The following is a 13,913-nucleotide window of genomic DNA, read 5'->3' on the forward strand; positions in this document are numbered from 1 at the left end:
GAAGCCACATAGTATATTAGCGGCAAACGACAATAAAGGGCTTTTTATCAATTAATGGCGCCAATTGCGTTTACTGAGGTTAACTATAAAACAAAAAACCACCGGCTTTAATAGCCAGTGGTTTTTTAAAATTAACGCTTAAGCAACCGCGTGTTCTAAAATTTCACGGCTTTCTTTTAGCGTAATCGCTTGGTTTTCACCAAGGGCAACCATGCCATGTGCTTCTAATTTGCCAATAATATTATCAATGGCAGCCGCTTTATCATCACCATGTTCAGTTAGCTGTGTTGCAACCTCAAGGCTGTGGTAAAACGCTTCAATCACTTGAATTGTTTGCTCTGCTAAATCGTCTGTTTGCTCAAGGCCAAATACGTTTTTACCCATTTGCTCTAGTTTCGCTTTTTTAACTGCAAATTGATTGCGCAATAAAGAAGGCTGAACAATAGCAAGCGAACGCGCATGGTCAACACCATAGGCAGCAGTAAGCTCATGACCAATCATGTGGGTTGCCCAATCTTGCGATACGCCAGAACCAATTAAGCCATTAAGTGCTTGGTTAGCTGCCCACATAAGGTTTGCACGCCATGCATCGTCTTGGTTTTCAAAGTTATCGCCCAGTGTTTTGAGCGTTTTTAACAGTGCCTCTGCGTATCCTTCTTGTACCAATGCGCCTTCAGGGAACGTAAGGTATTGCTCACAAGTATGCACCCACGCATCAACTAAGCCATTTACAAGCTGGCGCTGTGGTAATGTTTTCATTACATCAGGATCCATAATCGCAAATTTAGGCAGTACTTCTGGTGAAGCAAACGGCAATTTTTGCTTAGTCGCTTCTTTGCTTACCACTGAGTTTTGGTTAGATTCAGAACCTGTAGCTGGTAGCGTTAATACGGCACCAATTGGTAATGCGCTAGTAATTGTATGCTTGCCAGTAGGAATGTCCCAACCTTCGCCGTCGTATACTGCAGAAGCCGCAATGTATTTAACGCCGTCTATTACAGAGCCGCCGCCGACACCTAATACAAAGTCGATATCTTGTTCTTTACAAATTTTAACCGCTTGGTCAAGTACTTCAATTGTTGGGTTAGCACCCACGCCCGAGAATTCTACCCAATCAAAACCTTCAAGTGCAGCAGCAACTTGGTCATACACGCCGTTCTTTTTAATTGAGCCGCCGCCATAAACAACTAATACTTTTTGATCTTTTGCGATCAAGTCGCTAAGTGCGGCAATTTGCTGTTGGCCAAATTGGATGAGAGTGGGATTTACGTAGCTAAATTTCATTATTTTGCTCCTAGGTGACGGTTAATTTCATAATGCTTTACTTAGTCACATATCAAGTAAAGCTTTGATGAATGCATATTAGTAGCAAAGTTAATATATAAAAAGCCCAATAACTGCCTAAAGCTTGCCTAAAACTACCAGCACTGTTATTTTACGCAAAATATTTTAATTACAGATACTTTTATGCCCATCATAGCCAAAATGTTGCAACAATACGCCGAGCACAATAATTTACTAAGCTTTGAGGGCACCATGGAAACAATTATTCCTGGGGTGTATTTTCATCGCGCTACCAAAAGTTCACCGCGCCAGCCGCTTATTTATAATTCAGGCATAATCGTGGTTGGCCAAGGCCATAAAATAATTCACTTCCCAGAACATCAAATAAAATACGGCGAAGGTGATTACTTGGTACTAGGTGTACCGGTCCCATTAGAGTGTGAAGCGTTTACCGATAATGACTTACCGGTTATGGGCATAGCTATAGATATAAACCCTGTCATGTTGCACAAGCTGGTTAATCAGATGATGCAGCACCAGCCTTTATCTGTCTCCAGCGCGAACATTGGCGCAGTACAATCAGCAAAGCTAGACTGCGCAATGGAGCAGGTAACATGTAGGTTACTAACGGTTTTAAATAATCCACTTGAGGCTGAGGTATTCGGCGAAGATATAGTAAAAGAGCTAGTGTATCGTGTCCTTTGCGGCCCCCAAGGGAATACTTTAATAGGCCTAGCTATGCATGATGGCCATTATGCGCGTATAGCTCGCACACTAGCAACGATGCATCAGGACTATGCAAACCCTATTACTGTTGAAGGTTTAGCAGAAGAGGTAAATATGAGCGTATCCTCTTTTCATCGTGCATTTAGACAGGTAACGTTTGAATCTCCCTTACAATACTTAAAAAAAGTACGTTTAGCTAAAGCAAAAGAGTTAATTACCACAGCGGGCAGCAAAGCAAATGAAGCTGCTTTTAAGGTAGGTTACACCAGTGCATCACAGTTTAGCCGTGAGTTTAAACGCCACTTTAATAAAACTCCGAGTGAAATACAGTTATAAAAATAAGATTTACCCATTCATGCGCTATATCAAACTTTACTATTAACTTTTACTAGCAAAGATAACACGCTTTGTTAATATAGAGTAACTGCCATTTTTATAACCCTACTATGCTCAATAACACCGTAACAATAAGGAAGCACTTACATACAACCACCTCCTTATGTATTAAATTTTGCGGTGCTTTATTTGTCATTTTTATTTTTCTTATCTGCAATGCAGCTATTGCAAAAGATAGCTGCAATTTAAAATCTATCGCAAACAGTGTATCCATTCCCTTATCGCAAGGTATTGCTGCAGACATAAAACTAGAAAAAGGCATTAACCAATTTGAGTTGGTATGTACGCTAAACCAAAGCGGTGTTTTTACGTTTACTCGCCCTGCACTTGAAAGTTTTTCGTGGCAACAAAATAACCAATTAAAAGCCCCTTTAAAAACAAATCAAATGGCTATTTTAATGGAACAAGGCAGCTTTAATGCAAAGCTAACTTTAACCACTACTGCCAGCTATAACCCCCGGTTTACTTGGCTAGACTCACAGCAATTTATTGAAAAGGTGCAGTTGTACAATTTAATATTTGGGGTGTTTTATGGATTATGCGCAACGCTTATTTTTTATGCTTTAATAATAGGTTATGGCATTAAAGACGCTATTTTTAAACTGTATGGCATCTATCTTTTTTGTATCGCTAGCTTTATTTTTTTACAAGAAGGCCAGCCCTATTTATTTACCAATGGCTACTTTTCTGCGTATATCAGCCACCTTTATACATTAAGCATTGGTTTAACTATAGTCAGTGCTACTTGGTTTATGAGCGCACTATTAGAGCTACCTGAGTATTGGCGCAAATTAAGTTATGCATTAAAAATTATCGCGTTATGTGTACTGACTTTGTGCTTACAAAAAATAGCTTTAGATTTACCCGCTATTACTAATATTACCACAATCGTTACTGGCTATTTGTCACTACTGATTGTGATGACCATTTTTATACTCTCAGCTGTGCAAGCTAAACAAGGCGTTAACGAAGCCAGCTTGGTATTTATTGCCTTAAGCTGTGTATTTATCAGCATGATATTTAGAGTGTTACTAACCGAATACAGTCCTTTTATACAGCGTTATGGGTTTGTGATTGCTTTTACGATTGAATCTCTGCTTCTTGCTATAGCAGTTGGTAGGCGAATTCAACGACTCAGTTATGCTAAAAAACAGGCTGAACAGCACGCTAATTACGATCATCTTTGTCATATTTATAACCGCCGAGGCTGGAGTTTAAAAGCCAATGAGTTATTAAAAAAACACGCTCAACGTGGTGGCGTGTTGTGTTTTTTATATATCGATTTAGACCGATTTAAAGCAATAAATGATACCTACGGCCATGATGTTGGCGATAAAGTACTCTGTACGGTGGCAGAGTCAATTAGTCAGCATATGCGCAGTGAAGACGCAGTTGGCCGCTTAGGCGGAGATGAGTTTGTGGCTATGGCATTATTTACCAGCAAAGATAAAATTAACCAGCGAGTTGCGACCCTTGAACAAAAATTAAATGCGCTTAGCTTAGAACACCAAGGCAACACCATCGCTATTTACGCAAGCGTAGGGCAAATAAACTATAGCGAAGCGCCTAAAAATTTAGATGAGGTTTTAAAAGCCGGTGATGAAGCAATGTATCAAAAAAAGTCATTACGAAAAGCGCAGGCTAAGCAAACCTACACTAGGGTCTGTTGATCTTTCAAGGTTAAATTTGCAGCAGTCTGTTTGGTATTTAGGCAAGGCAGAGCCTATGTGGTGTGGTTATTCCCCATAAATAGGCGATAACGCAGCATCAATGCCAAACAGGCGCTGCCCGAAGGGTTCTGCCTAGGGGCGATTTACTCTTTGTTGCCTACATGGATGTAGGTAAGGGGCGTGAGCAGGACGCGGAAGCTTTGCTTGGTTTTTACTTAGCCCACTAGGTTACAAACCTCGCGCCGCGATTAAACCGCCCCTAGCTTGAACAAATTTTAATCCGCAAAGGTCAACAGACCCTAGAGAAAACGCCTAAAGTAATCGTTTAGGCGCATAATCATTACTCGTCTTTTTTGAATAAGACTTCTGGGTTTACCATAGTTTTCATTTCTAAAACGTTACCATTTGGATCTTCAATAAAAAACGTTTCTTGCTCAAATTCATCACCTACAAAACGGCGGTAAGGCTTATCTAAATATTCAAGGCCGGCGTCTGCAATACGTTTTTTTAATGCTTGAAATTCATCTTCAGATAAATGAATGCCAAAATGCGGTACAGCTACAGCGCCCATATCAACATCATGACGCACCGTTGGTAAGCGCTCTGTGCTTTGATGAAGCGTTAACTCGTTACCCCAAAAATCAATGTCTACCCATCGCCCAGCTTCACTATTACCCGTTTTACAACCAAGCACGTCACAATAAAACGCTTTCGCTTTTTCAAGATCACCAGCTGGAATAGCCAAATGCAAACAGTTAGACATAAATTACCTTAGGTTATAACTTTTAATATATGAAATATGCTGCATTATACATAATTTGTAATTTATAGAACATTAACGGCATTATTTTTAGTCATTCATTGCGTACATTTAATTTAAAGCCACGGTTATTTGCTCTTTTGGGAGCCATATATCGCTTTTAGTCTTAAATCGTCGATTTTAACTATTAAAGCTAAAACTGAACCTTTATGATGTGCGCCTTATGACTAAATTCATACTTTTAAAATTCATCACCTTTTTTATCGGCTGCTTGTCGTGCTTTATAATGCATACCACATTGGCATTACCTATTGTTGTGTCTGCTGCTTTAACAGGCCTCATCGGCTCATTTATTCCGTTTCCTGCACGTTATCAAAATCACCCTTATGCCTCCATTTATGCAGGTAGTTTTGCCGGTATGTGTTCCACCAGCTTAATTAGCAACTATTGGGAAATCGCTATTATTTCTGCCATTGGCGCTGTTTTATATACACTAACACTTAATGTATTTGCAGGATTTGGCGGACGATTAGGCAGTATTGCATTTGCCAGTGTAGCCCTGTTTGTTTTAGCTAAAGGATTGCTGATATGACTATTACATACCCAGTATTAGCCTTGGCTGGTGCTTTTTTTACCTTTTATTTAGCAAAGCATAACCGCTTTGATGCTATAAGAGCCTCAGCTGCACTCTCAATTATTGCCTATCTGATTTTTGCACAGCTGAGCCTCAACGCAGAACTCTATAGTATCGTCTTTTTTGGCGGCACCTTTATTGGCATGAGCGCCCCTCACCGCTTTGGTGTTTATACGCTTGCCAGTTCAGCAATTATATTTTCATTGTTTTTTGCCTATTTGGTTCCCATTCTTGATGGCTTTGGTGGCGCTTTGGGAATTAGTGCATTTTTATCGGTGTGTATTTGCCACCTTTTTATTTTACTGGGTGCGCCTCGCAGTAAAAAAACTAAAATTTAAGACTTGCTTGAATAAAAGTTCAATTAAATCTTACACCTATTAAATCGTACACCTATTAAATCGTACAAAAATAACGCTCCTTTTTTTGATCAATACAGATCTTGGCTACGTAGAGTTCACAAAACTGTAACACTGTAACATTCAATTAAAGGAAAAATTATGAATAAAGTATTTAAGCTCGGTGCTATCATACTTCCCTTGTTACTCATTCAAGGTTGTAGTAGCGACGATGATAACAACGCCCCTGTCACTGTAGATCCACAACCAGCCGTTTCTGTTTTTGATGCCGCTCAAGGTTCTGGAGAATTCACTACCCTTGTTGCAGCTTTAGAAGCAACAGATCTAGATGAAACACTAAACGACTTAACTAACAGCTATACCGTTTTTGCTCCTACTGATGATGCATTTGCGTTATTAGGTGAAGAAACTATCAATAATTTATTAGCTGATCCTGATACTTTAAGCTCAATTTTAACTTACCATGTGATCTCTGGCAGAGTAGATGCGCAAGCAGCAATTGGTTTGGCTGGGTCAACCGTTGAAACGGTAAACGGACAAAGTATTGCACTGTCTTTAAATGGTGAAAGCTTATTAGTTAATACCAGCACGGTAACAATGACCGACATTAAAACCGACAACGGTATTATTCATGTTATTGATGCAGTACTTACACCAAAAACGGTGTCAGAAACACCGCCAACCAACAATATTGTTGAAACAGCTCAACAAGCAGGCGACTTTATTACTTTGCTTGCCGCACTTGACGCTGCAGGCTTAACATCGGCACTGGCGGATACGTCGAAAGAGTTCACCGTTTTCGCTCCAACCGACGCTGCATTTGAAGCAATTGGTAGTGGTTTTTTAAATTCACTGCTGGCAAACCCAACCGTTTTAGCGGATGTTTTAAAGCAGCATGTACTTGTTGGGTCCGTTGATTCAGTCACTGCAATGTCTTTAAACGGCCAATCAGCTGAAACGCTATTAGGCAATACACTTCCAATTGCGATAAACGCAGATACAAATATGTTGTCGTTTGGCGGTGCAAACATCATTGTTAAAGATATTATGACTTCTAACGGTGTTATCCATGTAATCGATTCGGTTATTGTTTCTGATGTAACCTTACCGCAAAGCGCAGGAACAATTGCTGATATAGCCAGTGCAAATGGTAACTTTACTACACTTCTTGCTGCGCTAACGGCAACAGGCTTAGATACGTTAGTTGCTGATCCAGATAACACTTTTAGTGTATTTGCTCCTACGGATGATGCATTTGCAGCGCTCGGTCAGGATACAATTAATGCGCTGTTAGCTGATACAGATACACTTCGTGATATCTTGCTTTACCATGTATTCCCTGACGCCACTGTTTTATCTGATGACGCTGTAGCCATTGCTAATAGCAATAGTAACAAAGTAGAAATGGCCAATGGCGACATGGCTGCTATTTCTTATGTAAATAGCTCGCTATTTATCAATGATTCGGCAATCACAGAGGCAAATGTAACCGCTAGCAACGGCGTTATTCATGTATTAAATAAAGTGATTATGCCACCGGCTGAAGTCGGCACACCGACTAAAACTATTGCAACAGTTGCCACAGAAACGCCTGCACTATCTACATTAGTAACTGCACTGCAAGCAGCAGGGTTAGTTGATACGTTTAACGATACCACTCAATCATTTACTGTATTTGCACCAACAAATGCGGCATTTAGTAAAATCCCTTCCGCTGATTTAGATGCCTTATTGGCTGACACCGCTGCACTAACAGGTGTTCTGACTCAACATGTATTAGGCGCTCAAGTTGGAAGTACCGATGCATTTGCAGCCAATGGTAAAATGGTCACTACACTTGCTGATAATATGCTAAGCGTAAACGTGGTAGATTTTACCAGCACCGAAAATACAGCAACAGACAGCTTAGCTTATGATGCAACAAATAATCGTTTAGTAACGGGTATGGCCGATGCAATGCCTGGTAAAACCGTGTATGTATTTGATAACGACTTAGGTGAGGCAATGAGCGTATGTGAAGCAGCTTGTGCAACAACGTGGCCACCCGTGTTAGGCACTGCGGAGTCTATCGAAAATATTCCGGGTTTATCATTGATTGCTCGCTCAGATGACAGCATGCAAGTCGCTTACCTTGGCCGCCCTTTATATACCTTCTCAGGTGATACGGCAGCTGGTCAGAATAATGGTCAAGCTGTGAACGATATTTGGTGGCAAGTAAGCTTACCGGCTACATCACTACAAGTAGCTGGCAGCAATGTAACAACCACTGATATTTACACTAGTAATGGCGTTGTACACTTAATTGATACAGTGATCACAACGGCCAAATAACTAAATTTTACTGTGAGATAAGCCAGGAGTGATGCTATTTGCTCCTGGCTTTTTTATATAAAAATAGGCTTACTTATTACTACTTTGAGAGCTTGTTGGGTAGCCAAACAACACGTTTAACTTGGCTTTTAACCCTTTAGCTTGGTAAGTACTTTTAAATAAATACTGCCACTGATGAAAGGTGATTTTGATTGGGTTGTTACTGTTTAATTGACCAATAATGCCGTATTTACAGGGCTTGTTTTCATCCTCTTCTACATAAGTGCCAAATAATTTATCCCAAATAATTAAAACGCCAGCGAAGTTTTTATCTAAGTAGCCATTATTTATAGCGTGGTGCACCCGATGATGCGATGGGGTATTAAATAATGCTTCAAACCAACCGAGCTTTTTTACCACTTGAGTGTGTACAAAAAATTGATAAGCCAAATTAAGTGCCACCACCGCAAAAACAACCACAGGCTCAAAGCCTATTAATATCATCGGCAACCAAAATAGCCACATTCCCGCCAGCGGATACATTAAACTTTGCCTAAATGCCGTGGTAAAGTTCATTTTAGTAGAACTATGATGCACTACATGAGCGGCCCATAACCAATGAATATGGTGTGATGCACGATGAAACCAATAGTATAAAAAGTCTTGCAGTAAAAAAGCGCCTAATACAGTAAATAACGTCAATTCAATATCAAATAGCCGAAACTGATACAACCAATAAAAAAACGGCATTAATAATAATAACGCAATGGCATCAGCTCCTTGATGTAATAAAGCAAGTAACGCGTTGGCTAAGCTGTCTTTTATATCGTAGTAACGTCTAAATTTTATAAACTCAACCCCTACAAACAGCAAAAAAATAGGGCTCAGTGCCAATAAAATAATTTCAATGCTCATGGCGTTTACTCCTGAAAATAGCTGGCTATTTTTTTAAGTGCTTGGCTAACATCTTTTTTTATAAAAAAAACCAGTATAAAGTCGGGTAACCACAAAGGCGCAATACAACGAATATGGTAGCTGATCTCGGTGAGTGATGGCTGAGCATTATTGGCTTTTAAGTAAATATCACCACGGTGCTGTGCAACGGGTTTATCCCCTAAAATACGGTAACTAATGTGGCTATTATCGGCCGTTATTATTTGCTCTTTAAATGTTGTACCTTGCATTTTTATTTGTCTAATAGTGCCTTTTCCACCACTTATTTCACCCGAGTCTTGCGGTGTTAACACTTCAAACTGCGCATTAAAAAAGCGCCCCAAATCAGCATGCGCTAATAATAAGGTGCGTAATTGTTCAGGCGTTGCTGCCACACTATGTTTAACGTTTATCTCAATCATTGTGTGCCCCCTATTATTTTTATAGATCTCTAGCATATAAAAATATTGCATGGCAAACTTGCGATTAGATGACTATTTTTTAGCTTTAGGCGACAAATGAAAACCTTAGCCGATCATTACTTTTCTAGCTGTTTGGATTATCTTCAAAGCACAGGATTAGATAGCCAAGAGATACTAACTGCCATTGAATTTGATGAATATACAAATAAGCAAACACAACAATTAGCGCCTCGTATTAGCTTAAAAAGCTATAATGCGCTGCTTAGTTATGCACAGCAAACGCTAAATGACTCCTTATTCGGGTTTGAATTAGGAAAACAAATACGTACCGCTGATTTTGGTGTACTTGGGTATTTAATTGAATCGAGTACTAATCTAGCCAGTGCCATTACTGCACTACTGAGTTACGACAGCCTAGTGGCTAACATAGGGCGTGCTGAGTTTGAACAGCAACAAACACTTTGCAAGGTAACTTGGTTAGCAGACCCACAGTGCAGCCCACAGACCGTATTACGAAATATGACCGCGTGGGTAAGTGTTATACGCCAACTGCTTAATCCTCAGCTTTCGCCTAGTTGCGTTTATTTTACAGCACATTTTTCAGACAGTGAGTTACAACAATTAGCGCAATGGTTTAATTGCCCAGTAAAAGCTGGCGCTAACTTTAATCAAGTAGAGTTTCCAAGTAGTTACTTAGCCCTTCCTTTTAAAACCGATAACTCCCAGATTAACGCTGTGCTAAAGCAAATGTCAGAGCAACAGCTATCCCAGTTTAAAAGTCAGCAATTATTAACAGAAAAAATTAATCATATTTTAATGGCTAAATACGATTTGCAGGACTGCTCACTGATCAGAACGGCTAGTGCTTTAAATATGACCCCGCGCACAGTGCAACGTCATCTAAAGCAAGAAAACACCAATTTTGCCGCGCTTCTTGAGCAAGAGCAAAAACGCCGTTTGTTAACATATATTCCTCATTATTCGCTAAGCAGTATTGCAACTATGTTGGGGTTTAATGATCAAAGCTCTTTTAATCGCGCCTTTAAGCGCTGGTATCAATGCTCACCTCGTCAATTTATAAAAAACAATAATTAAACAATTTGATTACCTAAAACACACATTTAACGTGTACCTTTTTATTGATTTTATTTACACTAGCCTCATGTATTGGTTTTTTATAGTGCGGTCTGTCACGCAAACCCGGTTACCTTCATCGCTGAAGATTTGCCCCCTTATCATTTTAAAAACCCTCAAGGTGAAGCGCAGGGTGCCTTAGTAGATATCGCTAAAGCAGTATTAAAAGGCACGGCTTTAACAGCAACGTTTGAAATAATGCCGATGGCGCGTATGTTTCAACAACAACAAGCCAATCCTAATGCCATCATGCTGTCACTGTTAAAAACGCCAAACAGAAACAGCCAGTTTAAGTGGCTGGGAAAAGTGTATTTTGCAGATGCATACCTAGTAAGTTTACGCAGTCATAACGATGAAGTGATTCACTTAAACTTTGCCAAAGAATACAAAGTAGCCACTATTCGCGGTTATTCTGCGCAGGCTTATTTAGAAGCTCAAGGCTTTACTGAAAGTGAGAATCTAGTCTTAGTGAGTTACTACCAGCAGCTATGGAGAATGCTGTATAAAAATCGTATCGATTTTGTGGTGACTAACACCCTCACTCTTGAAAACGAGTTAAAGCGAGCAGGGCTCGACCCAAGCTTAATTACTAAGCGTATACACTTAGATGAGCTACCTTCTTCTCTTCACTTTGCAGCAAGTAAGCAGCTTAACCCGCAAACAGCGAAAATTATTACTGATAGATTAAACGCTATAAAAGAAAGCGGTGAATACCAACAAATTTTAAATAAATGGCAACTCCCTATTCCAACGCGCCTTTAGTATTGAGTAGGTAAAACGCCTTGCGTTAAGTAATTTTTCAATGAAGTAAATAAAGGTGAAGGTAAGTTATTAATATCGCACCAACGCCACTGTAAACATTTGTTAGGCTCTTTATTCACAGGCTCGCCACCTTCATACTTTGCCTGCACATATAAAGTAATATAGTGCTTGTTCTCGGCGCTAAATATATCGTTGGTAAAATCGAGTTTACGAATATTAGTAACAGTAAGCCCTGTCTCTTCTGCTACTTCGCGCACTGCACATTGCTCAACCGTTTCACCAAATTCTAAATGCCCCCCAGGGGTTGCCCAGGTATTTGCACCATGTGCGCCTATTCGCTCACCGAGTAAAATTTTATTATCATGCATTACTATCACTGCAACGCCTACTCTGACAACTTGACTCATTATTACCACATTAAATAGTTCATCATTTTTATATGTTACCTCATTTAAATCATCAAACTAGTCGTTAGTTCGTTATAAACCATAGCGTTAGCTAAAAACCACACAACCCGTTCATTATTTAACCGACCATAGTCGAATATCACTCCTGATAAAAAGCGCTTAGTTTTAAATAAAGTTATATTAAATTTTGCTCAGGAGCCTTTATGTCAGGTGAATACAAACAACACTACAACGAGTTTAAACAAAACCCGGCAGCGTTTTGGTTATCGCAAAGTAAACGCCTCCCTTGGTACCAGGCTCCCGAAACAGCTTACACACAAGATGAAAACGGTTTATATCACTGGTTTGCCGACGGCCAACTTAATAGCTGCTTTTTAGCGGTAGATCAGCATGTTATTGCCGGCCATGGTGATGAAACAGCGTTAATTTATGACTCACCCGTAACCAATACCGCGCGCAGCTACAGCTACTTTGAACTACAACAAAAGGTCGCTAAATTCGCAGGAGTAATGCAGTCTTTAGGCGTAACAAAAGGCGACCGCGTAGTTATTTATATGCCCATGATCCCCGAGGCCGTAATTGGTATGTTAGCCTGCGCCCGCATCGGCGCTATTCATTCGGTCGTATTTGGCGGGTTTGCAGCGCATGAGCTTGCCGTAAGAATTGATGACGCCAAGCCTAAGTTAGTACTCAGTGCTTCTTGCGGTGTGGAAGTGAATACCGTAATTGAATACAAAGAGTTACTTGATAACGCCCTCGAATCAGCCTCTTATAAAGTAGAAAATTGTATTATTTATCAGCGTGAGCAAGTAACTGCACCACTTATGCCTGAGCGTGATATTGACTGGGCTATTGCAATGCAAACAGCTACTGGCGTTGATCCTGTTCCGGTAAGTGGCGAACACCCGCTTTATATTTTATACACGTCAGGCACAACGGGTACTCCCAAGGGGGTTGTTCGTGAAAATGGCGGCCATGCTGTTGCCATGCATTACAGCATGGAAACCGTATACGGGATGAAACCCGGTGACGTGTTTTGGGCCGCTTCGGATATTGGTTGGGTTGTAGGCCATTCGTACATAGTGTATGCACCGCTTATGTACCGCTGCGCCACTATTTTATTTGAAGGTAAACCAGTTAGAACCCCAGATGCCAGTGCATTTTGGCGAGTGGTTGAACAGTATAAAGTAACGGCTTTATTTAGCGCACCAACGGCCTTTAGAGCGATAAAAAAAGAAGATCCCAATGCCGATGGGTTTAAACAATACGATACTTCAAGTCTGAAACGCTTGTTTTTAGCAGGCGAGCGCTTAGATCCCCCCACCTACGATTGGCTCAAAGAAAAAACAGGCCTACCTGTGCTTGATCATTGGTGGCAAACAGAAACTGGTTGGGCGATAGCCTGTAATCCTGTCGGCATTGAGCACCTACCTACAAAAGCAGGCAGTTCAACGGTTGCGACTCCTGGGTTTGACGTACGTATTTTAGATATGAATGGTGACGAATGCGCCCCCAATGAACAAGGTGCAGTCGTTATTAAACTGCCTTTACCGCCAGGATGTTTACCCACTATTTGGCAAAATACCGAGCGCTTTAAAGCCGGTTATTTAAGTGAATATGAAGGCTATTATCTTTCTGGCGACGGCGGTTATATTGATGATGATGGCTACCTATTTATTATGGGCCGCACCGATGATGTTATTAATGTCGCGGGACATCGTTTATCAACCGGTGAAATGGAAGAAATTGTAGCCGCTCATCCCGCGGTTGCTGAATGTGCCGTATTTGGTGTTAATGATGCGCTCAAGGGTCAAAACCCCATGGCTATGGTGGTATTAAAAAATGATTTTCATGGATCGCATAAAGAAGTAGAGCAGCAATTGGTGCAAACCGTGCGTAATCAAATCGGCGCTATTGCGTGTCTTAAAAATATTATGTGTGTAGAGCGCTTACCAAAAACACGCTCAGGTAAAATTTTACGCAAAAACTTACGTCAACTTATTGATGGTGAAGAACTGCAAATTCCATCAACCATTGACGATCCGAGTATTTTTGAGGAGTTAACTCTGCAACTTGCTGAAAATAAAATATAAATATTATTTTTAAAAAGTCTATTTAA

13 protein-coding genes are annotated in these 13,913 nt (G+C 40.3%); 8 read left to right on the forward strand and 5 right to left on the reverse strand.

All coding sequences use genetic code 11. The features are described 5' to 3' along the window. Window positions 1–138: 138 nt before the first annotated feature. On the reverse strand, window positions 139–1,284 hold the full coding sequence (locus AAEY57_RS02110) for an iron-containing alcohol dehydrogenase (RefSeq protein ID WP_350606006.1): 1,146 nt from the start codon (window positions 1,282–1,284) through the stop codon (window positions 139–141). A 183-nt stretch (window positions 1,285–1,467) separates the two neighbouring features. On the opposite strand from AAEY57_RS02110, the gene AAEY57_RS02115 reads away from it, so the two are divergent. Next, window positions 1,468–2,346, forward strand: coding sequence for an AraC family transcriptional regulator (locus tag AAEY57_RS02115; RefSeq protein ID WP_024601309.1), 879 nt, complete (start codon window positions 1,468–1,470; stop codon window positions 2,344–2,346). A gap of 110 nt (window positions 2,347–2,456) precedes the next feature. Continuing rightward, window positions 2,457–4,076 (forward strand): sensor domain-containing diguanylate cyclase, encoded by a 1,620-nt coding sequence (locus AAEY57_RS02120; RefSeq protein ID WP_350606008.1) that lies wholly within the window; start codon window positions 2,457–2,459, stop codon window positions 4,074–4,076. A 340-nt stretch (window positions 4,077–4,416) separates the two neighbouring features. Here the strand turns inward: AAEY57_RS02120 and AAEY57_RS02125 are convergent, their stop codons facing one another. Next, on the reverse strand, window positions 4,417–4,839 hold the full coding sequence (locus AAEY57_RS02125) for a VOC family protein (protein WP_350606010.1): 423 nt from the start codon (window positions 4,837–4,839) through the stop codon (window positions 4,417–4,419). Between the two features lie 283 nt (window positions 4,840–5,122). On the opposite strand from AAEY57_RS02125, the gene AAEY57_RS02130 reads away from it, so the two are divergent. From AAEY57_RS02130 to AAEY57_RS02140, 3 genes are all read left to right on the forward strand, one after another. Beyond that, window positions 5,123–5,428 (forward strand): hypothetical protein, encoded by a 306-nt coding sequence (locus tag AAEY57_RS02130; RefSeq protein ID WP_008111425.1) that lies wholly within the window; start codon window positions 5,123–5,125, stop codon window positions 5,426–5,428. Then, the gene (locus AAEY57_RS02135) at window positions 5,425–5,808 is read left to right on the forward strand and encodes a hypothetical protein (RefSeq protein ID WP_008111424.1); all 384 of its coding nucleotides are present in this window, start codon (window positions 5,425–5,427) and stop codon (window positions 5,806–5,808) included. The genes AAEY57_RS02130 and AAEY57_RS02135 overlap by 4 nt, the downstream gene beginning before the upstream one ends. A 159-nt stretch (window positions 5,809–5,967) precedes the next feature. After that, on the forward strand, window positions 5,968–8,157 hold the full coding sequence (locus AAEY57_RS02140) for a fasciclin domain-containing protein (RefSeq protein WP_350606013.1): 2,190 nt from the start codon (window positions 5,968–5,970) through the stop codon (window positions 8,155–8,157). Window positions 8,158–8,226: 69 nt separating this feature from the next. Here the strand turns inward: AAEY57_RS02140 and AAEY57_RS02145 are convergent, their stop codons facing one another. Both AAEY57_RS02145 and AAEY57_RS02150 read right to left on the reverse strand, forming a co-directional pair. Further along, a complete protein-coding gene (locus AAEY57_RS02145) occupies window positions 8,227–9,051 on the reverse strand; it encodes a sterol desaturase family protein (RefSeq protein ID WP_350606015.1) in 825 nt (274 codons plus the stop codon). A gap of 5 nt (window positions 9,052–9,056) precedes the next feature. Further along, entirely contained in the window at window positions 9,057–9,491 is a 435-nt protein-coding gene (locus tag AAEY57_RS02150) for an SRPBCC family protein (RefSeq protein WP_350606018.1), read from the reverse strand. A 96-nt stretch (window positions 9,492–9,587) separates the two neighbouring features. On the opposite strand from AAEY57_RS02150, the gene AAEY57_RS02155 reads away from it, so the two are divergent. Together AAEY57_RS02155 and AAEY57_RS02160 are read left to right on the forward strand one after the other, a co-directional pair. Continuing rightward, window positions 9,588–10,586, forward strand: coding sequence for an AraC family transcriptional regulator (locus AAEY57_RS02155; protein WP_350606020.1), 999 nt, complete (start codon window positions 9,588–9,590; stop codon window positions 10,584–10,586). A 72-nt stretch (window positions 10,587–10,658) separates the two neighbouring features. Continuing rightward, the gene (locus AAEY57_RS02160) at window positions 10,659–11,387 is read left to right on the forward strand and encodes a substrate-binding periplasmic protein (RefSeq protein ID WP_350606023.1); all 729 of its coding nucleotides are present in this window, start codon (window positions 10,659–10,661) and stop codon (window positions 11,385–11,387) included. Here AAEY57_RS02160 and AAEY57_RS02165 read toward each other — a convergent pair. After that, a complete protein-coding gene (locus AAEY57_RS02165) occupies window positions 11,384–11,794 on the reverse strand; it encodes a nucleotide triphosphate diphosphatase NUDT15 (protein ID WP_016900495.1) in 411 nt (136 codons plus the stop codon). The two genes, AAEY57_RS02160 and AAEY57_RS02165, sit on opposite strands and share 4 nt — an antisense overlap. Before the next feature lie 203 nt (window positions 11,795–11,997). Here AAEY57_RS02165 and AAEY57_RS02170 point away from each other — a divergent pair, with 203 nt between their 5' ends. Further along, window positions 11,998–13,887 carry an acetate--CoA ligase gene (locus AAEY57_RS02170; protein ID WP_350606027.1) on the forward strand — a complete coding sequence of 630 codons (1,890 nt, stop codon included), beginning with the start codon at window positions 11,998–12,000 and terminating at the stop codon, window positions 13,885–13,887. The last annotated feature ends 26 nt before the right edge of the window (window positions 13,888–13,913 follow it).

This window comes from Pseudoalteromonas sp. MER144-MNA-CIBAN-0113, from assembly GCF_040308965.1.
GTDB classification, from domain to species: domain Bacteria; phylum Pseudomonadota; class Gammaproteobacteria; order Enterobacterales; family Alteromonadaceae; genus Pseudoalteromonas; species Pseudoalteromonas tetraodonis.

Bases quoted from the DNA above. Each gene is read 5' to 3' on its own strand.
- AAEY57_RS02135 (WP_008111424.1), top strand. From the start codon at position 5,425: ATGACTATTACATACCCAGTATTAGCCTTGGCTGGTGCTTTTTTTACC.
- AAEY57_RS02150 (WP_350606018.1), bottom strand. From the start codon at position 9,491: ATGATTGAGATAAACGTTAAACATAGTGTGGCAGCAACGCCTGAACAA.
- AAEY57_RS02155 (WP_350606020.1), top strand. From the start codon at position 9,588: ATGAAAACCTTAGCCGATCATTACTTTTCTAGCTGTTTGGATTATCTT.
- AAEY57_RS02145 (WP_350606015.1), bottom strand. From the start codon at position 9,051: ATGAGCATTGAAATTATTTTATTGGCACTGAGCCCTATTTTTTTGCTG.
- AAEY57_RS02115 (WP_024601309.1), top strand. From the start codon at position 1,468: ATGCCCATCATAGCCAAAATGTTGCAACAATACGCCGAGCACAATAAT.
- AAEY57_RS02110 (WP_350606006.1), bottom strand. From the start codon at position 1,284: ATGAAATTTAGCTACGTAAATCCCACTCTCATCCAATTTGGCCAACAG.
- AAEY57_RS02165 (WP_016900495.1), bottom strand. From the start codon at position 11,794: ATGAGTCAAGTTGTCAGAGTAGGCGTTGCAGTGATAGTAATGCATGAT.
- AAEY57_RS02125 (WP_350606010.1), bottom strand. From the start codon at position 4,839: ATGTCTAACTGTTTGCATTTGGCTATTCCAGCTGGTGATCTTGAAAAA.
- AAEY57_RS02120 (WP_350606008.1), top strand. From the start codon at position 2,457: ATGCTCAATAACACCGTAACAATAAGGAAGCACTTACATACAACCACC.
- AAEY57_RS02140 (WP_350606013.1), top strand. From the start codon at position 5,968: ATGAATAAAGTATTTAAGCTCGGTGCTATCATACTTCCCTTGTTACTC.
- AAEY57_RS02130 (WP_008111425.1), top strand. From the start codon at position 5,123: ATGCATACCACATTGGCATTACCTATTGTTGTGTCTGCTGCTTTAACA.
- AAEY57_RS02170 (WP_350606027.1), top strand. From the start codon at position 11,998: ATGTCAGGTGAATACAAACAACACTACAACGAGTTTAAACAAAACCCG.